This is a genomic window from Stenotrophomonas sp. YJH_SMC_119 (genome assembly GCF_059368315.1).
Window position 1 is genome coordinate 1 of sequence record NZ_JCAFRP010000008.1, and the last position, 21,911, is coordinate 21,911.

Sequence of the window (21,911 nt, forward strand, 5' to 3'; positions counted from 1 at the left end):
CGAGCACACCAGGATCGCGCCGTCCATCTGGGCGGCACCGGTGATCATGTTCTTGACGTAGTCAGCATGGCCCGGGCAATCGACGTGGGCGTAGTGACGGACCGGGGATTCGTATTCGACGTGCGCGGTCGAGATCGTGATACCACGAGCCTTTTCTTCCGGAGCGGCGTCGATCGAGGAGTAGTCCTTGAACTCGCCACCGAAGCGCTCGGCACCGATCTTGGTCAGTGCGGCGGTCAGCGTGGTCTTGCCGTGGTCGACGTGACCGATGGTGCCGACGTTGACGTGCGGCTTGGTGCGCTCGAACTTACCCTTGGCCATGGCTGCTTATCTCGAATTCGTCTGAGAGGTGATGCTTAAGATGGTGCTCACGAAAGGAATCGAACCTTCGACCTCTTCCTTACCAAGGAAGTGCTCTACCGACTGAGCTACGTGAGCCGAGTTTTGCATTATGACATGAACTCGATAATATTCAAAGTTCATTCAATGGAGCGGGAGACGGGAATCGAACCCGCACCATCAGCTTGGAAGGCTGAGGTTCTACCATTGAACTACTCCCGCGCCGGGAATGTCACAACGTGAAACTGGTGGAGGGAGGTGGATTCGAACCACCGAAGGCGTAAGCCAGCAGATTTACAGTCTGCCCCCGTTGGCCGCTTGGGTATCCCTCCTTACCACCCCATTCCGTTGCCGCCGAAGCGTTGCGGTGTGTGGTGGTGAGCCGCTTATTCTGCTGATGGGACGGGGGGCTGTCAACGCTTTTTTCCATTTTTTTCACACGCTGTCGCAAACCCATTGATACGCAAGGTTATTGCCCGGGAACCGGCAGGGTCTCGTTGGCGAAAATTGCGACATGAGGGACGCCGTCGCCGCCGATCCAGCCCCGATACATGCCCTGGGTGTTGAACGGCGTGGCCATTTTTCCGTCTGCGCCGAGCACGATCGCACCGCCGTCGCCGCCCATCTGCGGAATCGTCTCGTTGATCACGCCCTTGCCGGCCTGCTCCGGGCTCTGCCCCTGGTAGCGCATGCGCGCACAGATCTCGTGCGCGGCCGCAGTGCGGATGTAGTACTCGCCCCACCCGGTGCCGGACACCGCGCAGCGTGCGTCGGCCCAGGTGCCGGCACCGATGATCGGCGAGTCACCGACCCGGCCGTAACGCTTGTTGGTCATGCCCCCGGTGGAGGTGCCGGCGGCCAGATGCCCCTGCGCGTCCAATGCGACCGCACCAACGGTACCGAAGTGCTTTGCAGTCTCCAGGTCGGCATGCGCCTGGCCGCTGGCCTCTTCCTTCAGCGCGCGCTGCAGCTGCTGCCAGCGCTTCTCTGTACGGAAGTAGGAGGGATCGACCAGAGGAATGCCCTGCTCGGCCGCGAAGGTTTCGGCGCCCTGCCCGACCATCATCACGTGGCGGGATTTCTGCATCACGGTCTGCGCCAGCAGGATCGGGTTGCGCACCCGCTGCACGCCCGCCACCGCGCCCGCCGCCTGGTTCGCGCCATCCATGACCGCCGCATCCAGCTCGTTGCGGCCGTCGTGGGTGAACACTGCGCCCTTGCCGGCGTTGAAGGTGGGATCGTCCTCCAGCACGGTGATCGCGGCGGTGACTGCGGCCAGCGCGGGGCGCCCCGCCGCCAGTTCCGCATGGCCCTTCAGCAGTGCCGCCCGCAGCGCGTCACGTGCGGCCTTTTCCTCGGCCGGCGACAGGTCCTTGCGCTCGACGCCGGCGCCGCCGTGGATGACCAGCAGCGGTGAAGCGGCCGGTGCGGCCTGGGCAAGCATGGGCAGGGACAGCAGCGCAGACAGCGCCAGGCGCAGTTTCATCGGATACGTCTCCAGCAGTAGCGGGGAATGAATTGCAGGATAGTGCCGGCCGCTGGCCGGCGGGGGCGTATCAGGGAAGGTGGGTTGCCGGCGAGCGGCCGGCACTACCGAAGCGTGAACTCAAGCTCGCCATCGCTGACGTCGGCCACGGCCTGGTAGTCGGCCTCGGCCTGGACGTCATCCAGGCGCATGCGGCTGCCGCTGGCGACCACCGTTACCGGCACCGCGCGGAAGCGCAGCGGCTCGCCCTCGACCAGGCGGTCGGCATCGCGGCCGGGGCTGACCACCCAGACCTTGCCCTCGCCGTCAGCACTGTAGACCTGCGCCTGGCCATCAGGCTCCACGCACAGGGCGGTGTCCTCGTCGACGCCGATGCCGACGATGTCGGGGTCGCCACTGTCCTGTGCGGCGCGCGCCACGAACACGATCAGGCGACCGAGCCGGTCGCGCTTGTCGAAGTGGGTGTCGGTGACCACGCGCTGCAGGTAGGGCATCTGCAGGAAGCCGCTGTCCATGGTCACCGCGCTGCCCATCGGGTCCGCCAGGGCGCCGGCAGAGGTGATGCTGCCGCCGTCCATCGCGCCGTAGGCATAGCCACCGAGGATGGCGAGCCCCGCACTGGTACCGGCAATCGGCTTGCCAGCGCGCACGTGGGCGTTCAGCGCGCGGTTGAGCGCAGTGCCCTTCCAGAAGCGGATGTAGCGCGACTGGTCACCACCGGCAATGAAGATGGCATCAGCTGCGGCAACCACGCGCAGCAAGGCCGGATCGTCGGCGCCGCGGCGGCTGTCGAAGACCAGCGTCTGCACTGCGGTGGTACCGCCGATCTCGCGGTACAGGCGGTCCTGCAGCTCATCACTGCCAGAAGCGCGCAGGATCAGCACACGGCCATTGCCAGCCTGCTTCAGCCACCAGTGGAAGGCCTCCGGCACCCATTCGCCACCGCCCATCAGCATCATGGCCGGTGCGCGCGGACCGGGCCGGGGCGCGTCGAGATCGCCGGCTTCGTAGTAGGCGAAGCCCGGGCCCTGCAGGTCCTGCGCAAGGGCGACCAACGGCACGGCCAAGACCAGCAGCGCCAGCCAGGCGAAGGGGGCACGCAGGGTCCGATGGAGGCGTCGCATCTTGATCTCCCTGAACAAAATCGACTTGCAAGCGTTTCCACTCTTTGCCAGATAGGGACCCAGTAGTCAAGGACATGAAAAAGGCGTTAAATGCGCGCGCCCGTTCCGGAAATCTGAATGGGGGACAGGGCCCCTCCTCTGCGGGCCGGCTTCATTTCCGAGAATTCCTCATGCGTAGAAAGGCGATGGCGTGGTCGATCCAGCTGGCGTTGATGGGCGTGGCTGCTTCCGCGGCGGCCCAGGCACCGGCTTCCTCCTCGGTTCAACAACTGGATGCGGTGCAGGTCACCGGATCGCGCATTCCGCGCGCCCAGGTGGAAGGCCCCGCCCCGATCACGGTGATCAACGCCGAACAGATCCGCTCCAGCGGCTTCACCAGCGTGCCGGACGTGCTGCGTGCAATGACCCAGAACGGCGGTGAGACCCAGAGCCAGCAGTCTTCCAGCGGCGCCGACTTCTCGCCGGGCGCCCAGCAGGTGGACCTGCGCGGCCTGGGCCCGAACCACACGCTGGTGCTGGTCAATGGCCGCCGCATCGCCGACTTCCCGATGCCGTTCAAGGGCCGCAGCAACTTCACCGATGTCTCCAACATCCCGCTGGGGATGATCGAGCGCATCGAAGTGCTGACCGGCAGCGCCTCGGCCATCTACGGCTCGGACGCGATCGCCGGCGTGGTCAACTTCATCCTGAAGAAGAAGGCCGACGGCACCACGATCGACATGCGCATGGGCACCACCAGCGAAGGCGGTGGCGAGTCGTTCGACATGAGCCTGGCCAGCGGCTTCAGCCGCGGCAACTTCAACGCCGTGTACAGCGTCGAGCTGCAGTCGCAGACCCCGCTGTGGGCCTATGAGCGCGACATCCAGGATTCGACCCAGGACGGCCCCACCGAGGGCTCGCGCATCGCCCGCCGCGCTTACCTGCGTACGGACTACAACGACGACTACCTGGATCCGGGCGCGGCCACCTGCGAAGCGCTGGCCGGGCAGAACCAGGGCAGCACCTACCGCGCCTACCGCCCGCGCTACGGTTACTACTGCGGCAGCGACAGCTCGATCGGCTACGGCACCATCCTCAGCAAGCGCCGCGGCGCCAATGGCTACGCCTCGCTGAGCTACGACTTCGACAACGGCCAGCAATGGTTCGCCGATGTGCAGCTGGGCTACCACACGATGTCGCTGATGCGCGACGTCACCAAGTGGGGCCGCATGGACGCCAATGGCGATGAGTCGGGCTACTTCAACAACCAGGCCACCGGCGAGATCGAGTTCTGGCAGCGCCAGTTCTCACCCGAGGAAATGGGGGGCCTGCGCAATGCGATGGTGCGCAGCACGCAGAAGACCTTCAGCGTGACCACCGGCTTCAAGGGCAATCTGGCCGGCAACTGGGACTACGAAGCGGCGCTGAGCCATTCGCAGTACCAGTCGCGGATCAGCTGGGCGCAGATCATCGCCTCCAAGGCGAATGACCTGTTCCTGGGCCCGCAGCTGGGCGTGGACGACGACGGTTTCCCGATCTACAACGCGGCCCCGTCGCGGCTGTACCGGCCGCTGACCCGCGCCGAGTACGATTCGATTGCCGCACGCACTACCTATTCGCCGAAGTCGCGCACCGAGACGGCTGCATTCACGCTGACCAATTCCGCGCTGTTCGGCCTGCCGGGCGGTGATGCCGGGTTCGCCGCGACCGTGGAAGTGGGCCAACAGGCCTATGCGCTGAATCCCGATCCGCTGGCCACCCAGTACTACTACTACAGCTGGAAGGATTCGGACGGCCAGGGCTCGCGCAACCGCTGGGCGACCGCCGCCGAGCTGCGCATGCCGCTGCACGAGACGGTCAACCTGAGCGTGGCCGGCCGCTACGACCAGTACCGCTATTCCGGCCACACCATCGGCAAGGCGACCTGGAGCGGCGGTCTGGAATGGCGCCCGATCGACACGCTGCTGGTACGCGGTTCGTATGGCACCGCGTTCCGCGCGCCGGACCTGCACTACGTGTTCGCCGGACCGGGCAACGACGAGACCACCGCCGAAGACCTGTACAGCTGCCGCGCCGATGGCGCCAGCGACTGTTCCGACTACGAGCGCAACCTGATCCGCAGCCGCACCGGCAACCGCCAGCTCGACCCGGAAACCAGCACCTCGTGGAGCGCAGGCTTGGTCTGGTCGCCGGCGATCGGCCTGGACCTGTCGGTGGACTGGTTCGACATCGACATGCGCAAGCAGGTGCAGGACATGGATGTGCGCACCCTCCTGGCCAACGAAGCGAACTGCCGGCTCGGCAGTGCCGACATCAATTCGCCGACCTGCGTGGACGCGCTCGACCGCATCACCCGTACCAGCGACGGCCGCCTGTACGGCGTGCGCGTGGCGCCGATCAACGTCGCCCGCGAGTCGACCTCCGGCATCGACGTCGGCCTGCGCTACCGCCTGCAGACCGGTATCGGCGACTTCATCCTCAATGGCACCCACACCTGGGTGAAGAGGCACGATTTCCAGCGCTACCCCGGCGATCCGACCCTGGACCAGTTCGCGGTCAACAGCGGATTCGACATCCCGCGCAGCAAGACCAGCCTGAGCGTGACCTGGGAGAAGGACGCGTGGTCGGCCACGGTCTACGGTTCGCGCCTGGGCAAGCTGCCAACCTCGGACAACTACGACCAGTCGTTCGACTGGGAAAGCGGTGACAGCCCCTACGTGAAGGCGACCTACCGCTACAACGCCTCGGTGCAGTATCGCTTCGACGACCATTCGCGCCTGTCGCTGTCGGTGGTCAACGTGTTCAACAAGATGCCGCCGAAGGATGCCACCTACACCGCGTATCCGTACTACGACGTGTCCTGGTTCGACAGCGTCGGCCGCACCATCAACCTGCAGTACACCCACAAGTTCGGTGGCAGCGCGCTGTAAGTGCCCGGCCAATGTCGGTACAGGAAACCCCCGCTTCGGCGGGGGTTCCTTTTTTTGCCACCTGAACAGTGCCCGCGTGCAGGCTCCGGGCCGGTCGGCCAGCCGGAGATTTTAGGAAACAGCTGATTCCGCGCCGTCCGCGCCGCTTCCTAGCATCGTTGCATGTTCCGCTTCCCCCGCCCTTCGCTGCAGAAGACCGTGCCATCGACCACCGCGTCGGTGCTGTTGCGCTGCCTGACCGTCTGTGTCTTCATCTGCCTGGCCGCCGCGGCCGGGTTCTACCTGCTCACGGCATTCACCGAGGACATCTCGACCCATCGCCGCGAGATGAATGCAGCGGCCTACAGGGCCCAGATCTATTTCGACCAGCGCGAAGCCCTGCTGCGCTACCTGGGCGATTCGGTGCTGGCCGGCCGCCCGGATGCGCCAACTGCGGACAGCGAAGGGATGCGCCAGGTGCCGCTGGATGGTCCCGGTGGCCAGCCGGGACAACGGCTGCTGTTGTCAGCGCGTGCCGAGCACACGCTGCAGGCGCTGCAGACGCACCTGCTGCTGGTCGATGCGCGGGGTGCGCATTGGCTGGCCGGCGACGCGGTCGACGTCGACCTGGCGCGCCTGCCGTCGCTGCGTGCACTGCAGGCGCGCAACGGCAGCCTCGAGGGCGCTGACCGGGTGTACTGGCTGCGCCCGGGTGACCGTGGCGTCGCACTGGCGCAGCCGGTGCAGTCCGGTCCCCATCCGGCGCAGTGGCTGGTACTGCTGCTTGATACAGATGCAGCGGCGGGCATGATCGATGGCCAGGGCATCGGCGGTTATGCGTTGCTCGACCGTTCTGGGCAGCCTGCATTGTCCAGCCAGGCGCCGCGGCTGGATCGCGCGGGCTGGACAATCCTGCGGGAACGCCAGGACGACAGCTTCGGTACGTTATGGAGCGGCGGCCTGCCGCGCGGCGTAGCGCTGGTGAAAAGTGTCGGCAATGACGGCTGGCGGTTGGTCTACCACCTGCCGCCGCAGCTGCTGCTGGGCGACCTGGCCGTGCCCCTGCTGGTCTGCGTGCTGTTGCTGCTGCTGGCCGGTGTTGCGCTGCGCCTGCTACGGCATCGCGTGGACCTGCAGCTGATCCAGCCGGCCCTGCAGCAGCACCGCCGCCTGCTGGAGAACCTGGACTTCAGTTCGACGGTGATCGACATGGCGCCGGTCGGCATCTGCGTCCTGCGCCGCAACGACCGCGCGCTGCTGCTGTCCAACCAGCTGCTGCGCGACTGGCTCGGCGAGGAAGGCGAACACAGCGACTGGCAGGCGCCATGGCGCGGACATGCCGGCGAGCGCGGGCGCGGACTGGAATTCACCGCCCGCGACGGGCGCCAGCTGCAGGTGCTGCACGCCGCCTGCCGCTACCAGGGCGATGATGTGCTGCTATGCGTCTTCCATGATATTTCCCGACACCGCCAGGCACAGGCCGCACTGTCGTCGGCACGCCAGGCGGCCGATGCGGCCAATCAGGCCAAGAGCGCGTTCCTGGCCACCATGAGCCATGAAATCCGCACTCCGCTGTACGGCGTGCTGGGCACGCTGGAGCTGCTGGGGCACACCTCGCTGGACGCCCGGCAGTCGCAATACCTGCGCACCATCGAGAGTTCCTCGTCGGTCCTGCTGCAGTTGATCAGTGATGTGCTGGATGTGTCCAAGATCGAGTCAGGGCAGCTCAGCCTGGAGCCGGCGGCGTTCTCGCCGCGCGAGCTGACCGAGAGTGTGCTGCGCAGCTTCGCCGCGTCAGCCACCTGCAAGGGCCTGCAGATCCTGGTCTGCACCGATCCGCGCCTGCCGACGCGGGTGCTCGGTGATGCCGACCGCATCCGCCAGGTGCTGGGCAACCTGCTCAGCAACGCGATCAAGTTCACCGAGCATGGCCGGGTGATGTTGCGCGTGCGCCAAGTACAGCGCGAAGGTGAATCGAGCGTGCTGGCCTGGCAGGTGACCGATACCGGCGTGGGTATCGCTGCGGAGGAACAGGCGCGGCTGTTCGAACCGTTCCGCCAGGTCCGCGGCGCGGCCAGCGCGCAGGGTACCGGCCTGGGCCTGTCCATCAGCGACCGTCTGGTGCGCTTGATGAGCGGCGAGCTGCAGGTGGTGAGCGAGCCGGGCCTGGGCAGCAGCTTCAGCGTCCGCCTGCCATTGCCGGTGCTGGCCGCTGCCGAGGATGGGCCCACATTGCTGCCGGAACCACCGATCCTGGTGCGCGGCCGCGACCGCGAGCTGGTCGACAGTGCCTGTGGCTGGCTGTGTCGCTGGGGTGCCAACGCGCAGCCCCTGCTTGGTGACCCGACGCTGCTGGACCATGACGGCGCGATCCTGATGGATGGCGAAGCAGCCACTCCGCTGGCATGGTCGGGCCCGCGCGTGGTGGCATCGATCGAGGGCGGTGACCAGCCGATCACTGCCGCCGATGGCAGCCTGGTCGTGACCCTGCATGGCATGACCGCGATCGGCAATGCGCTGGCCAACGTGCAGCAGCAACGTGCGGCGCAGCCGGAGACCACGCGCTTGGCACCGCCCGTGCCGCTGGGGCTGCGCGTGCTGGCGGTCGAGGACAACCCGATCAACCGGGTGATCCTGGCTGAGCAGCTGCGCACCCTCGGCTGCGACGTGGAGCTGGCACAGGATGGCATTGAAGCGCTGCAACGGTGCCGCGAGCAGTGCTTCGATCTGGTGGTGACCGACATCAACATGCCGCGCATGGACGGCCACGCGCTGGCCCGCGAGCTGCGCGATGACGGCAACCTGGTACCGGTGATCGGCGCCACCGCCAATGCCACCGCCGAAGAGCGCGAGCGCTGCCTGGCCAGTGGCATGCAGGGCTACCTCAGCAAACCCATCGACATCGCCCGCCTGCGCAAGGCACTCACCGCCCTGCGCCAAGGAGATCCCGCATGACCCAGCGTGTCCTGATCCTGGAAGACCAGCCCTTCCAGCGTGGTTTCCTGGCCAATCTTTTCGGCAGCCGTGCCGGCGTCCAGGTCGATGCCTGCGAAGACGTGGATGCCGCCATCGCACTGTGTGCCTGCCAGCCCTACGACCTGGTGGTCAGTGACCTGCTGATGCCCGGGCAGGACGGCATCCAGTTCATCCAGGCGCTGGCGGCGCAGCCACGCCCCCCCCGCCTTGCCGTGGTCAGCGCGGCCCCGCGGCGGATGATGACCTCGGCACGGCTGATGGCCGAATCACTGGGGCTGGAGGTGATCGGCCTGCTGCCCAAGCCGGTGGCGGCCGCCGAAGTGAATGCCCTGTTCGAGGCGCTGGCGCAGGCGCGTCCGGCCACTGGCAAGGCCCCCACGCGCGCGGCGGCTGCACCCGAACCGGATGTTTCGCAGCTGCGCCAGGCCATGGCCGATGGCAGCCTGACGGCCTGGTTCCAACCGAAAAAGTCACTGCAGTCAGGGCGGGTCGTGGCGGCCGAGGCACTGGTGCGCTGGCGCCATCCGCAGCTGGGCACGCTGGCCGCTGGCAGCTTCCTCCCGGCGATCTGCCGATACGGGCTGGAGGGCGATCTGCTGCGGATGATGCTCAAGGCCAGCATCAGCGCACAGGCACGCTGGCGCAAACAAGGGTTCCGGGTACCGGTATCGATCAACCTGCCCCCTCACCTGCTGGAGCAGTCGGACCTGCCCGACGAACTGCTGGCACTGACCCTGGCCAACGGCGGTACGCCTGGTGAATTGTGCTTTGAGCTGATGGAAAACAGCACCACGCGGCACGTCAGCGACTTCTACGCCGGTGCCTGCCGGCTGCGCATGAAGGGCTTCGGCCTGGCCCAGGATGATTTCGGGCAGGGCCTGAGCTCGGTCCACAACCTGGTCAATACCCCCTTCACCGAGGTCAAGATCGACCGCGCGCTGGTCAGCGGCTGCGCCCGTGACCCGGCCCTGCACCTGACCTTGTCGACGGTGATCGCGCTGGCCAACCAGCTCGGGCTGACCATCGTGGCCGAGGGCGTGGAAAGCGATGCCGACCTCGCGGCGTTGCGACAGCTCGGCTGCAGCCAGGTGCAGGGTTTCCTGATATCGCAGGCGCTGCCCTCAGACGAGTTCACCCGCCTGCTGGACGAAGAAGCACCGCAACTGGACGAAAGATCGCGAGCCGCCCTGAGCTGACACGGTTTCCACAGCGGCTTCACAACATCATCAAGCGCCATTGACGATCCTGTCTGTGTAGTGGCGGCGGACTTTGCGCTGCCGCCACCGGTACCGCTGTCCGCCCCCTGCCCTGAGACCCGCCATGCCGGCCGAGGCCGTACCTGTTCGCCGACTCGCTCGCCGCTCACTGCGCGTCCACGCCCTGCTGATCGGCGTGGTGGTGCTGGCGACCCTGCAGGCCGGACTGCTGCTGTCGGCCGGCTCGCAGCTTTTGAACGAAGAGCGCAGCAAGATCGAGTACCACTTCCGCCGCCTGGACGGCACGCTTCGCGAGCAGGAGCGCTTCCTGCGCCAGTGGCGGCTGCACGATGTCGGCGCACGAGGACAGCCGGTTGCCGATGCCAGCGTGGAACTGCAACGCGGCCCGTTGTTCGCCAACTTCGCGGCGATCGGGAGCGAGGGAGCCAGTCTTTCGCTACCGAACGAGCTGGGCGATCGTTTCCTGCGCTTCTACGGCACGTTCTGGTCAGCCTCGCACTACCCACCACCGCAATGCCTGCTGGTCGATGGCCAGGGCACGCGCGGGCTGCTGGCACCGGTGCAGATCGGCGTTACCGATGCGAGCCAGAACAGCCCGCATCACCTGCGCCCGGCGATCGCCGACATCCACCGGGTCATGGGCACGCGTCCGGCGCTGCAGCGCGGTGGCATCGTCTGGGTGAGCGTACCGTGGCGCGACCGGCAGACCCGTTTGCTGGCCATCGCGCATGCGCCGCAGGATGCACGCCTGTGGGGCGAGGACGACAAGGATTCACAGGCCGCGCTGGCCTGCCTGCTCGATCCGGGACGTGTCGATGACTACCGGCAGGTGCTGGGTGTTCCGGTGTTCCAGCGGCTGTCGCTGTTCGATACCGATGGCCAGCGCCTGCTGGGCGATGCAGCAGACGCCAGTGACGCTGGCACCTCCTGGAAGGCCGGCCTTGCAGGCCTGCAGTTCCGCATGCGCAGCGAGCGCGGCTGGCTGGCGGTGTACCACGTCAGCTGGCGGCAGGTGTTCCAGCACCCACAGGGGCCCTTGCTCGGCGCGATCGTGGTGGCCCTGCTGCTGGCGTTGGGTGGCACGCTGCTGCTGCGCGCGTATCGGCGTTCGGTCATCGAACCACTGCGCAGCAACCACGCGCGCCTGCTGGAAAGCGAGGCCTTCAGCCGCACCATCCTGGACAACGCGCCGATCGGGCTGTGCCTGCTGCGCCGTATCGATGGCAATGTGCTGCTGGACAACACCCTCGCCCGCCGCTGGCTGGGCGAAGACCACCACAGCGGAGGCTGGCATGGCCCTTGGCGGCGCAGCGTGCTGGCCGCTGGAGGCACTACGCTCGGCGATGGGCTGGCCTACACCACGCCCGAAGGCCGCCACCTGCTGGTGACCGCGACGCCGGCGCGCTATCGCGGCGAGCCGGCGGTGCTGTGTCTGTTTATCGATCTCAGCAGCCAGCATGAAGCCGAACAGGTGCTGCAGCAGGCGCGCCGTGCCGCCGACCAGGCCAACCGGGCCAAGAGCCAGTTCCTGGCCACCATGAGCCATGAAATCCGCACGCCGCTGTACGGCGTGCTCGGCACCCTCGAACTGCTCGGACTCACACCACTGGATGCGCGGCAGCAGGACTATCTGGCGACGATCCAGCGTTCGTCCTCGACCCTGATGCAGCTGATCAGCGACATCCTCGACGTCAGCAAGGCCGAGGCCGGGCAACTGAGCCTGGAGCCCAGCCCGTTCGATCCGGTGCGACTGACCGAGGATGCGCTCGACTCGTATGCTGCCGCGGCCGCCAACAAGGGGCTGCGGTTCTACGCCTGCATCGATGCCGACGTGCCACCCGTGGTGTGCGGTGATGCCGCGCGGATCCGCCAGGTCCTCAACAACCTGATCAGCAACGCACTGAAGTTCACCGACAGCGGGCGCGTGGTGGTGCGCGTTTCGGCACGCTGGCAGGAGCAACGCTGCTGGCTGCAGTGGCAGGTCGCCGATACCGGTATCGGCATTGCCAGCGAACACCAGGCGCACCTGTTCGAGCCGTTCTTCCAGGCCAACCCGGGCACCGATGCGATGCGCGGCACCGGCCTGGGGCTGGCCATCTGCGCGCATCTTGTGGCGTTGATGGAAGGCCAGCTGCGTGTGGTCAGCGAGAGCGGCCTGGGCAGCAGCTTCAGCGTCGAACTGCCGCTGCCACCGGCGCCGGCGGATCCGCAGCAATCCCCTGCGCCGCAGCTGCCTGCGGGCCTGCAGATCCAGGTACGGGGCGGCGTGCGCGAGCTGGTGCAATCGCTGTGCGAACGCCTGCAGCAGCGTGGTGCACAGGCCAGCGTGTACCGGGAAGACAGCACGGCAGACTTGCCATCGCCCACCGTGCTGCTCGACCTGGTCCTTGACGACCCGCTGCCCCGGTGGGCCGGTGGACCGCGTGTGGTCGCCTGCCGCGAAGGCGGCGTGCGCCCCCGGCACATTGATGGCTTCTGGCAGGTTGGCCTGCACCGGTTCGATGCGATCGTGCTCGCGTTGGCCGCGGCCAGTGGCCAGCCACTGGCGGCGAGCGCCGAAGGGCGCCTGCCGGCGACGCGTCGTTTCGGCCTGCAGGTGCTGGTGGCCGAGGACAACCCGATCAACCAGGCGATCCTGCGCGACCAGCTGGAACAGCTCGGCTGCCGTGCCGTGGTCGCCAGCGATGGCAATGAAGCGCTGGGCTACTGGCAGCAGGGCGCGTTCGCGCTGGTGCTGACCGACCTGAACATGCCCGGGATGGATGGCTATGGCCTGGCGCGCGCCTTGCGGGCGCGCGGTGTCAGCGTGCCGATCCACGGAGCCACCGCCAACGCCGATCCGGCCGAACGCCAACGCTGCCAGGAATCGGGCATGCAGGGCGTGCTGGTCAAGCCGATCACGCTGGAAGCGCTGCAACGCCTGCTGATCCGGATCACCCAGGGCGATGTGGCGGTTTCCGCGCCGCCGCAAAGTCCTGTATCCACCGATACGCGCGATGATGATCCGCCGCTGCAGGTTCCCGCAAGAATGCAGGCATTGTTCGTGCAGACCATGCAGGCTGACCTGGACAGCCTGCGCCAGTCGATTGCCACCGCCGATCCCGCGCGCGTGGTGCAGGTACTGCATCGCATCCGCGGCGCACTGGTCATCGTCGGCGCACCTGCGCTGGTGGACAGCGGCCTGCAGATCGAACAGGGCCTCGCAGGCGGCGATGACCTGGTCACCCAGGAGGCTCCGCTTGCCGGCTTCCAGCGACGCCTCGAACAGCTGCTGCATCCGCTGCTCGGCGCGGTATCTCCTTCCTCATCTGACGACCCGAACCCGCCATGACCACACGGATCCTCATCGCCGACGACCACCCGATCGTGCTTGCCGGCATCCGCGACGTACTGGCCGGGGAGCTGGACCTCGAGGTCGTGGGCGAAGCGGCCGACCCGGCGACGCTGATCGAGCTGATGACCCGGACCCGGCCACAGGCGGTGATCACCGACTACAGCATGCCAGGGGGCGACCGCTTCGGGGACGGCATAAAGCTGATCTCGTTCCTGCGCCGCAGCTTCCCGGAGACGCGCCTGCTGGTGCTGACGATGGTGTCCAACCCGTCGTTGGTTGCGGCGATGTATGCCGCTGGTGCCGGCGGCGTGGTGCTCAAGAGCCATGGATTGGGCAGCCTGGTACAGGCCCTGCGCGTGGTGCTGGCCGACCGCGTCTACCGGCCCCCGGGCCTGCTGCCGGTAGCGGCGAGCGAGCCGGCCGATGCCGATGCGGTGCGTGCGCGGCTGTCGCCGCGCGAGCTGGAAGTGATCCGGCTGTTCACCGGCGGCATGAGCGTGGGCGACATTGCACGCCAGCTGCAGCGCAGCGCCAAGACGGTCAGCACGCAGAAGATCAGCGCGATGCGCAAGCTGGGCGTGGACAGTGATCAGGCGCTGATCGAGTACTGCCTGCAGGCCTCGTTGTTCGCCTGAGGTCCACTCCAGGCTGAACCCTGCAGCCCCTGTACAAGGGTCTGCACCGGCTTTAGGAAACGCCTGATTCCATAGGACAGCGCCGATTTCTAGGCTGGACGCATCCCGCCTTGGTGCGCCTGCCGGCAGTAGCTGCGCCGCCCTGGGGGACGGAAGTCCGATGGCGCCTGCAGCTGCCATCGCGTGTGGCTTCCGCAGCGACGCGGCACTGCCGCGCCAGTTCGCGCAGCCGTGCTGCGCCCTGCCACAGGAAGTCCAACAGAATGTACGCCTCCCCCACACGGTACCGCCGTGCGCCCGGGCGCGCGCGCCTCGCGCCTGCCCCCCTCCTTCCCAGCCTGCTGGCCACCGCCCTGTGGGCGGCGCTGCCGGTCCACGCTGCCGATCTGACCGGGCCGCTGAAGGTCATCAATGGCCAGACCCTGCAGCTGGGTGCGAGCGATACCCTGCTGCACTCCATGGGCGGCTTCGCCCTGGACGTGAACGGAGCCGGCAGCACGGCAACGCTCGATGGCACGCGCGTCGATGTCACCGGCGGCGGCAGCGCAATCCAGGCCTCCGCAGGCGGCAGTGTTCTTGTACAGGGAGGTCGCATACAGCTTGGCAATGGAAGTTCAAGCGTCGGTTATGCGCTCAACGCAACCGGCATCGGCAGTGTCATCCACGCCAGCAACCTGGTCATCAATGCCTATCGCAACAGTTCCGGCTACGGCACGGTCAACGCCACCAACGGCGGCAAGATATGGCTCGATGGCGGCAGTGTAAGCAGCGATGGTCATGCCCTGTATTCCAGCGGACGTGGAAGCGAGCTGCATGTATCGGGTACCACGATCAGCAACGGTGCCGGCCGCGCCATCTATGCCGACGGCGGCGCACTGCTTTCGTTGGAATCACTGGCGATGACGTTCGCGCAGGCAACCAACGGTTCCAGCGGCCGCCTGTCCGCAAGCGGCAGCGGAAGCGTGTTGTCGCTGCGCGATGTGGATGTCATCAATGGCTACTTCGACATTGACAACGGGGGGATCCTCCGCATCTCCGGGGGCACCGCCACCGCCAACGGCAGCAGCATCCGACTGATGGGAAACCGGACCAGTCGAACGTTCGCCACAGCGGAAATCACCAATGCCCGCTTTGAAAGCACCGGCGGCTACGGCGTCAACGTCAACAGCTGGGGCAAGTTGACCGCCGAGGGCGCGCACTTCACCGTGCGCGATGGCAATTCCGGGATCTGGCTGTCCGGTGCCGATTCGCTGGCGGACCTGAGCAACACTGTGATCAGCACCCTTGGTGACAACGGGTATGGCCACGGTGTGGACGTATGGGGTGGCACCGCGACGATCACCGGTGGCAGCATTGATACCCATGGCGATGGCGTCTACGGCCTGCGCGCTTCCGGCAGCAACCCTCCAACGCCCTACTCCCGGATCCGTGCCAGGAATCTCGACATTGCGACCTACGGTGCGGTGTCCGGTGGTGTGTTCCTGGGCGGCAGTACCGCGGACATACAGCTGGACGGCGGCTCGATCACCACCCATGGCGCAGCCTCGTTCGGCATCGTGCAGATGAACACTGCAAAGCTCACTGCGGACGCCCTGCACATCCAGGCGCTGGGAACGAACTCGGGCGCCTATCGTTCCTACATCACCGTATTTGGTCCCTACTGGGATCGGCTGGTGTTCAACGACAGCCAGATCGAGACCCTGGACGGCCCTGCGTTGTGGCTGCAGGGAAGCAACCACGAACTGACACTCAACAATACCGCCGTTGTCGCCCGTCAGGCAGGTGACCTGGGCGGCGGCCGACTGCTGAGGGTCAGCGATACCGTGTTCACTGATGGCAGCTCGGTGGCAACGTCCGAGATCCGCTTCACTGCGGACAACAGCCGCCTGAGCGGCGACGTGGTCGTCGACAGCGCGACTGCGGAGGTGCACATGGTGCTGCGCAACGGTACTCAGTTCAGCGGCGCCCTGCGCAACGACTCCGGTTACCAGGTCGCACAGCTGGCGCTGGATGGCAGCAGCCAGTGGAACGTGCGTGACAGTTCCAGCGTCGGTGCACTCGAACACGCCGGCACCATTGCCTTCGATGCACCGGCGGCGGGCGGTTTCAAGACCGTCACTGTCAGCGGCGACTACGTGGGCAACGGTGGCCAGTGGATCTTCAACCGCGCGCTGGGCGACGACACTTCGCTGGGCGATCAGCTGGTGATCAACGGCAACAGCAGCGGCACTGCCAACGTGAGCGTGCGCAACGCCGGCGGCGCCGGTGCATTGACCCAGGAGGGCATCCGCCTGATCACCGTGGCTGGCCAGTCGGATGCACAGTTCAGCCTGCAGGGGCGCGCGGTCGCCGGTGCCTACGACTACTTCCTATTCAAGGGCGGCGTGTCGACCCCGGATGATGGCAACTGGTACCTGCGTTCGGAATACGCGCCGCCGGTCGATCCACCGGAGCCACCGATTGATCCGCCGCAGCCACCAGATCCCCCGGTCGATCCGCCGTCGCCGCCGGAACCGCCGGTCGATCCGCCATTGCCGCCGGAGCCGCCGATCGATCCGCCGCGCCCGCAGGTGGAACGCCCGGAACCGGCGGCCTACCTGGCCAACCGCAGCGCCGCGCTGGGCATGTTCCGGCACAGCCTGCACGACCGCGCCGGTGATCCCGCCGCCGAAGCGGGCGTCAGCGGCGATGCCGTGGCTTGGATGCACCTTCGCAGCGCGCAGCCCGACAGCCACGACCGCAACCGCCAGGTCCAGGTCGATGGGCAGATCAGCAGCGTGCTGGTCGGCGTCGGCCGCCGTTTCGAGGTGGGTGGCAAGGACGAACTGCAGGCAGGTGCGATGCTCGGTCACGGCCGTGCGCGCAATGACAGCCGATCGCAGGTGACCGGCTACGCCGCGCGGGGCGTGGTCACCGGCACCAGCGTGGGCGCCTATGCCACCTGGCTGCAGGATGCGCGCATGCAGGGCGGCGCCTATGTGGACGGTTGGCTGCAGTACGGCCGCTTCCGCAACAGCGTGCAGGGCGAAGGCCTGCAGAAGGAGCGCTATGACGCCCGCAACTGGAGTGCGTCGGCCGAAGCCGGCTATGTGCTCCCCCTGCGGCGCACCGCGCAGCGCGGCATCTACCTGGAACCGCAGCTGCAGGTGGTTCACAGCCGCTATGACAGCGACCGCGTGGTCGAGGCCAACGGCACGGTGGTCGAGGACCGCGGCGGTAGCGAGACCAGCAGCCGCCTCGGCCTGCGCCTGTACAGCCGCGGGTTGAGCCCGGCGCAGGGCCAGGTGCATCCGTACGTGGCGGTGAACTGGTGGTCCGGCGGCAATGGCGCAGGCCTGGCGATGGACGGCGAGCGCCTGCAGCGGCAGCTGCCGCGCGACATCTACGAAGCCAAGGCCGGTGTGCAGGTGAATCTGTCCGGCGGTTGGCGAGGCTGGGGTGAAGTGAGCCGGCAGAGCGGTGGCATGGGCTTCCGCGATGTCAGTGCGCAGATGGGCGTGTCGTACACCTGGTGATGCGGGAAGTGCCCGGCAAGGGAGTGCCGGGCGCTTTTTCCACATGCCGCGTGGAAAGCGATGGGGGTTAGGTGTGGACAAGTGCCTGCGAACCGCATGGAGCAAGCGTTTCAGGACGTGGCTGTTTTTTATCCATGCCTCTTCGCGGTTTTCCACACCCCTCGTGGAGAGTGGTTGGGATTTGATGTGGACAAGTAGGTGGGAGTGTTGCTGCGCAAGCGTTTCGAAGCGTGGTCAAAATTTGTCCACGCTGCACGATCGAGGCAGGTAGCGCCGCGCCCGCGCTCTGCTCACGTCCATCGCAGCCGTGCATCGGCTCGGCGCTGCATCAGGTTCGCCGGTTTTCCACACCCGACGTGGAAAGCGATGGGAGTTTGCTGTGGACAAGTACCCGCGAACATCACACCGCAAACGTTTCGCAACGTGGTGTTTTTTTGTCCACCCGCAGAAACGCGAACGCCCCGCGCAAGGCGGGGCGTCCAGGGTCGATCCGCTGCCGCAGGATCAGACGTTGAAGCGGAAGTGCAGGATGTCGCCTTCCTGCACGCGGTATTCCTTGCCTTCCAGGCGCAGGCGACCGGCTTCCTTGGCGCCGGCTTCGCCCTTGTACTTGATGAAGTCGTCATACGCGATCGTTTCGGCGCGGATGAAGCCCTTCTCGAAGTCGGTGTGGATGACGGCGGCAGCCTGCGGGGCGGTGGCGCCCTTGCGCACGGTCCACGCGCGGACTTCCTTCACGCCGGCAGTGAAATAGGTCTGAAGGCCGAGCAGGCTGTAGGCCGCGTTGATCACGCGGTTCAGGCCCGGCTCGCTCAGGCCCAGATCGGCCAGGAAGGTGTCGCGGTCTTCGTCGTCAAGCTGTGACAGCTCTTCTTCGATCGCGGCCGACACCGGCACCACCTGCGCGCCCTCGGCGGCGGCGTGCGCGCGCACGGCTTCCAGGTGCGGGTTGTTCTCGAAGCCGTCTTCCAGCACGTTGGCGATGTACATCACCGGCTTCAGGGTCAGCAGGAACAGGTCGCGCACCAGCGCCTTCTCTTCCTCGTCCAGACCGACCGAGCGACCGGCCTTGCCGTCCGACAGCGCAGCCTGCAGCTTGGCCAGCACCGGCTTGCGCGCCGCTGCGTCCTTGTCGCCGCCCTTGGCCGCACGCTCGGCACGGTTCAGCGCCTTCTCGACACTGTCCAGGTCAGCCAGCGCCAGCTCGGTATCGATGGTTTCGATGTCCGAGATCGGATCGACCTTGCCGGCCACGTGCACGATGTCGCCGTGCTCGAAGCAGCGCACCACGTGGGTGATCGCGTCGACTTCGCGGATGTGCGCCAGGAACTTGTTGCCCAGGCCTTCACCGCTGGCGGCACCGGCCACCAGGCCGGCGATGTCGACGAACTCGACCGCGGTCGGGATGACCTTCTGCGGATTGATGATGCCCGCCAGCTCGTTCAGGCGCGGGTCCGGCACCGGCACGATGCCGACGTTCGGCTCGATGGTGCAGAACGGGAAGTTCGCCGCGGCGATACCCGCCTTGGTCAGCGCATTGAACAGGGTCGACTTGCCGACGTTGGGCAGGCCGACGATGCCGCATTTGATACCCATGGGTGACAGCTCTCTGGGGTGAAAGTGATTGGGGAAACAGCGGCCTGGGCGCTGCTTTTCCAATCATTCTCCGTACCGACCAACGGTCGGTACCTACCGGATTGGTTGGTTCCGTACCGACCAACGGTCGCTACCTACCGGATTGGTTGGTTCCGTACCGACCAACGGTCGGTACCTACCGGATTGGTTGGTTCCGTACCGACCAACGGCCGGTACCTAGCGGATTGGATGGTTCCACACCGACCAACGGTCGGTACCTACAGCTTATTTCGGGGTATGCAACCGCTTCATCGCTTCGTTGAAATCGCCCTGTACCGCCAGCGGCATCACGTCGATCGCATCGTCGATGGCGCGTGCGATCAGCACGTCGTCCTCCTTGGACGGGCGCCCCAGCACCCAACCCACTACGCGGTCCTTGTGGCCGGGATGGCCGATGCCCACGCGCAGGCGATGGAACTTGCCGTGGCCGAGCAGGCGGATGGTGTCGCGCAGGCCGTTCTGGCCGCCGTGGCCACCGTCGAACTTCAGCCGCGCCACGCCGGGCGCCAGGTCCAGTTCGTCATGGGCCAGCAGGGTCTCTTCCGGTTCGATCTTCCAGAACCGCTGTGCGGCGGTGACCGACTTGCCGCTGAGGTTCATGAAGGTGGCGGGCTTGAGCAGCCACACCGTCTGCCCGGCGATCTCGACCTTGGCGGTCTCACCGAACAGCTTGCTGTCCACATTCCATCGCGCACCGGCTTTCTCCGCCAGGGCCTCAACGAAATGAAACCCGGCATTGTGCCGGGTCCGGGCGTGTTCCGATCCGGGATTGCCCAGACCGACGATCAGTCGCAGTCCTGCCATGGTTCCTTCCAGTACGGTGCCTGCCCGGAGGCAGGCACCGTAACGGTATTACTCGGCGGCAGCCGCTTCTTCGTCAGCCTCGTCGGCCTTGCCGGCCTTGGCGGTGACGATGGCGTCGTCGTGGTCCTTGCCCAGCGCCAGGGCCGGGATTTCCACGCCCTTCGGCAGCTTGATGTCGGACAGGTACACCACGTCACCGGCCTTCAGCTCGCCCAGGTCGACTTCGATCGACTCCGGCAGGTCCTTCGGCAGGCAGGTGATGGTCACTTCCTTCAGTTCGTGGGTGACCACGACGTCGGCAGCCTTGCCGGCCGGCGAGGTGTCTTCGTTGACGAAGTGCAGCGGGACCGAAGCGGTCAGGGCTTCGTTCTCGTTCACGCGCTGGAAGTCCAGGTGCATGATCAGCTGCTTGTACGGGTGGCGCTGCATGTCACGCAGCAGGACCTTCTGCACCTGGCCATCCAGGTTCAGGTCCAGGATCGAGGCATAGAACCACTCGTTCTGCTGGGCCAGCCAGATTTCGTTGTGGTCCAGGCTGATGGCGACCGGCTCGGCGTTGCCGCCGTACACGATGGCCGGGATCACACCGGCGTGACGCAGGCGGCGGCTCGCACCCTTACGCTGCAGTTCACGCTTGGTGACCTTGATTTCATGGGTCTTCGACATTTTCGACTACTCAGGTTGTTGCCGCGCCCTGCGGCGTGGCGGTTGAAGATGCTTCCGCGACCAGAAGCATCCGGGTATGCCCCCGCCGTTGCCGGCAGGGGCGAAAAACTCAGTCGACGTACAGCGAGCTGACCGACTCGCCGAAGGCGATGCGGCGCATCGTTTCGGCCAGCATTTCTGCCACGCTCAGCTGGCGGATCTTGCTGCACACCCGCGCCGCGTCCTTCAGCGGGATGGTGTCGGTCACCACCAGCTCGTCGAGCTGGGAATTGGTGATGTTGTCCACCGCCGGGCCCGACAGCACCGCGTGGGTGCAGTAGGCGGCGACCTTGAGCGCACCGCGCGCCTTCAGGGCAGCAGCAGCAGCGCACAGGGTGCCGGCGGTGTCGACGATGTCATCGACCATCACGCAGGTCTTGCCTTCGACGTCACCGATGATGTTCATCACGGTGGAGACGTTGGCGCGCGGGCGGCGCTTGTCGATGATCGCCAGGTCGGCGTCATCCAGGCGCTTGGCCACGGCACGGGCGCGGACCACGCCGCCCACGTCCGGCGACACGACGATCAGGTTCTCGGTGCCGTAGGCGCGCCAGATGTCGGCCAGCAGCAGCGGGGACGCATACACGTTGTCCACCGGAATATCGAAGAAGCCCTGGATCTGGTCGGCGTGCAGGTCGACGGTCAGCACGCGATCAGCGCCAGCGGTGCTGAACATCTTCGCCGCCAGCTTGGCGGTGATCGGCACGCGCGAGGAACGCATGCGGCGATCCTGCCGCGAGTAGCCGAAGTACGGCACCACGGCGGTCACGCTGGCCACCGATGCGCGCTTGAGCGCGTCGATCAGCACCAGCAGTTCCATCAGGTTTTCCGCGCTCGGCGCGCAGGTCGGCTGGATCACGAACACGTCCTGCTTGCGGACGTTCTCTTCGATCTCCACCTGCACTTCACCATCGGAGAAGTGCGAGACCAGCGCCTTGCCCGGGCGAACCCCCAGTTCCTTGCAGATGTTCTGCGCCAGACGTTTGTTGGCGTTGCCGGAAAAGACCAGCAGGTTCGGGGACTCTTGCATCATGATTGTCTCGGGCGGGGACGAGTGGCGGGGATCCGGAGTCGGCAAGGACCCCGATGGACCCTTGCTGCTGACAACACCGCGGTTGTTTCCACGTCCCGCGCGGGCGATGCGCTGGAAGGCGCGGACACAGCCGCTATTGGCAGGGGCGGTAGGATTCGAACCTACGAATGCCAGGATCAAAACCTGGTGCCTTGGGCCTCTTGGCGACGCCCCTGCATTG

The 21,911-nt window shown here is 66.5% G+C and carries 13 protein-coding genes and 4 tRNA genes; 6 read left to right on the forward strand and 11 right to left on the reverse strand.

All coding sequences use genetic code 11. From position 1 onward, the window contains the following. The 6 genes from AC5P6S_RS13310 to AC5P6S_RS13335 all read right to left on the reverse strand — a co-directional run. Nucleotides 1-321: GTP-binding protein (locus tag AC5P6S_RS13310; RefSeq protein WP_254005100.1), on the reverse strand; the 321-nt coding region annotated here is incomplete at its 3' end. Nucleotides 322-362: 41 nt separating this feature from the next. Continuing rightward, a tRNA-Thr gene (locus tag AC5P6S_RS13315) sits at nt 363-438 on the reverse strand. Nucleotides 439-487: 49 nt separating this feature from the next. Next, nucleotides 488-561 (reverse strand) — tRNA-Gly (locus tag AC5P6S_RS13320). 24 nt (nt 562-585) lie between these two features. Beyond that, a tRNA-Tyr gene (locus tag AC5P6S_RS13325) sits at nt 586-671 on the reverse strand. Nucleotides 672-808: 137 nt separating this feature from the next. After that, complete coding sequence (locus AC5P6S_RS13330; RefSeq protein WP_049395824.1) at nt 809-1,825, reverse strand: isoaspartyl peptidase/L-asparaginase family protein; 1,017 nt, start codon at nt 1,823-1,825, stop codon at nt 809-811. Between the two features lie 104 nt (nt 1,826-1,929). Then, a complete protein-coding gene (locus AC5P6S_RS13335) occupies nt 1,930-2,949 on the reverse strand; it encodes a cyanophycinase (RefSeq protein WP_495204633.1) in 1,020 nt (339 codons plus the stop codon). Nucleotides 2,950-3,119: 170 nt separating this feature from the next. On the opposite strand from AC5P6S_RS13335, the gene AC5P6S_RS13340 reads away from it, so the two are divergent. From AC5P6S_RS13340 to AC5P6S_RS13365, 6 genes are all read left to right on the forward strand, one after another. Continuing rightward, nucleotides 3,120-5,858 (forward strand): TonB-dependent receptor plug domain-containing protein, encoded by a 2,739-nt coding sequence (locus tag AC5P6S_RS13340; RefSeq protein ID WP_495204634.1) that lies wholly within the window; start codon nt 3,120-3,122, stop codon nt 5,856-5,858. Between the two features lie 162 nt (nt 5,859-6,020). Continuing rightward, on the forward strand, nt 6,021-8,792 hold the full coding sequence (locus tag AC5P6S_RS13345; RefSeq protein WP_005408198.1) for a response regulator: 2,772 nt from the start codon (nt 6,021-6,023) through the stop codon (nt 8,790-8,792). Further along, a complete protein-coding gene (locus AC5P6S_RS13350; RefSeq protein ID WP_495204635.1) occupies nt 8,789-10,009 on the forward strand; it encodes an EAL domain-containing response regulator in 1,221 nt (406 codons plus the stop codon). Before AC5P6S_RS13345 ends, AC5P6S_RS13350 begins: the two co-directional genes overlap by 4 nt. Nucleotides 10,010-10,133: 124 nt before the next feature. Further along, nucleotides 10,134-13,361, forward strand: a complete 3,228-nt coding sequence (locus tag AC5P6S_RS13355) for a hybrid sensor histidine kinase/response regulator (RefSeq protein WP_495204636.1) — start codon at nt 10,134-10,136, stop codon at nt 13,359-13,361. After that, nucleotides 13,358-13,999 (forward strand): response regulator, encoded by a 642-nt coding sequence (locus AC5P6S_RS13360; RefSeq protein WP_005408195.1) that lies wholly within the window; start codon nt 13,358-13,360, stop codon nt 13,997-13,999. Before AC5P6S_RS13355 ends, AC5P6S_RS13360 begins: the two co-directional genes overlap by 4 nt. 263 nt (nt 14,000-14,262) lie before the next feature. Continuing rightward, nucleotides 14,263-17,514 carry an autotransporter outer membrane beta-barrel domain-containing protein gene (locus AC5P6S_RS13365; protein ID WP_495204637.1) on the forward strand — a complete coding sequence of 1,084 codons (3,252 nt, stop codon included), beginning with the start codon at nt 14,263-14,265 and terminating at the stop codon, nt 17,512-17,514. Between the two features lie 504 nt (nt 17,515-18,018). Here the strand turns inward: AC5P6S_RS13365 and ychF are convergent. The 5 genes from ychF to AC5P6S_RS13390 form a co-directional block, all read right to left on the reverse strand. Then, nucleotides 18,019-19,110, reverse strand: coding sequence for a redox-regulated ATPase YchF (gene ychF, locus AC5P6S_RS13370; protein ID WP_005408193.1), 1,092 nt, complete (start codon nt 19,108-19,110; stop codon nt 18,019-18,021). Between the two features lie 264 nt (nt 19,111-19,374). Further along, nucleotides 19,375-19,953, reverse strand: a complete 579-nt coding sequence (pth, locus tag AC5P6S_RS13375; RefSeq protein WP_049417790.1) for an aminoacyl-tRNA hydrolase — start codon at nt 19,951-19,953, stop codon at nt 19,375-19,377. A gap of 48 nt (nt 19,954-20,001) precedes the next feature. Then, the gene (locus AC5P6S_RS13380; protein ID WP_005408191.1) at nt 20,002-20,619 is read right to left on the reverse strand and encodes a 50S ribosomal protein L25/general stress protein Ctc; all 618 of its coding nucleotides are present in this window, start codon (nt 20,617-20,619) and stop codon (nt 20,002-20,004) included. A gap of 109 nt (nt 20,620-20,728) precedes the next feature. Beyond that, a complete protein-coding gene (locus AC5P6S_RS13385) occupies nt 20,729-21,688 on the reverse strand; it encodes a ribose-phosphate diphosphokinase (RefSeq protein WP_005415400.1) in 960 nt (319 codons plus the stop codon). Nucleotides 21,689-21,828: 140 nt separating this feature from the next. Further along, nucleotides 21,829-21,905 (reverse strand) — tRNA-Gln (locus tag AC5P6S_RS13390). Between the last annotated feature and the right edge of the window lie 6 nt (nt 21,906-21,911).

Excerpts from the sequence above, each read along its gene's own strand:
- ychF (WP_005408193.1), bottom strand. The coding sequence starts at position 19,110 with ATGGGTATCAAATGCGGCATCGTCGGCCTGCCCAACGTCGGCAAGTCG.
- AC5P6S_RS13385 (WP_005415400.1), bottom strand. The coding sequence starts at position 21,688 with ATGCAAGAGTCCCCGAACCTGCTGGTCTTTTCCGGCAACGCCAACAAA.
- AC5P6S_RS13355 (WP_495204636.1), top strand. The coding sequence starts at position 10,134 with ATGCCGGCCGAGGCCGTACCTGTTCGCCGACTCGCTCGCCGCTCACTG.
- AC5P6S_RS13360 (WP_005408195.1), top strand. The coding sequence starts at position 13,358 with ATGACCACACGGATCCTCATCGCCGACGACCACCCGATCGTGCTTGCC.
- AC5P6S_RS13380 (WP_005408191.1), bottom strand. The coding sequence starts at position 20,619 with ATGTCGAAGACCCATGAAATCAAGGTCACCAAGCGTGAACTGCAGCGT.
- AC5P6S_RS13335 (WP_495204633.1), bottom strand. The coding sequence starts at position 2,949 with ATGCGACGCCTCCATCGGACCCTGCGTGCCCCCTTCGCCTGGCTGGCG.
- AC5P6S_RS13330 (WP_049395824.1), bottom strand. The coding sequence starts at position 1,825 with ATGAAACTGCGCCTGGCGCTGTCTGCGCTGCTGTCCCTGCCCATGCTT.
- AC5P6S_RS13345 (WP_005408198.1), top strand. The coding sequence starts at position 6,021 with ATGTTCCGCTTCCCCCGCCCTTCGCTGCAGAAGACCGTGCCATCGACC.
- pth (WP_049417790.1), bottom strand. The coding sequence starts at position 19,953 with ATGGCAGGACTGCGACTGATCGTCGGTCTGGGCAATCCCGGATCGGAA.
- AC5P6S_RS13350 (WP_495204635.1), top strand. The coding sequence starts at position 8,789 with ATGACCCAGCGTGTCCTGATCCTGGAAGACCAGCCCTTCCAGCGTGGT.
- AC5P6S_RS13340 (WP_495204634.1), top strand. The coding sequence starts at position 3,120 with ATGCGTAGAAAGGCGATGGCGTGGTCGATCCAGCTGGCGTTGATGGGC.
- AC5P6S_RS13365 (WP_495204637.1), top strand. The coding sequence starts at position 14,263 with ATGTACGCCTCCCCCACACGGTACCGCCGTGCGCCCGGGCGCGCGCGC.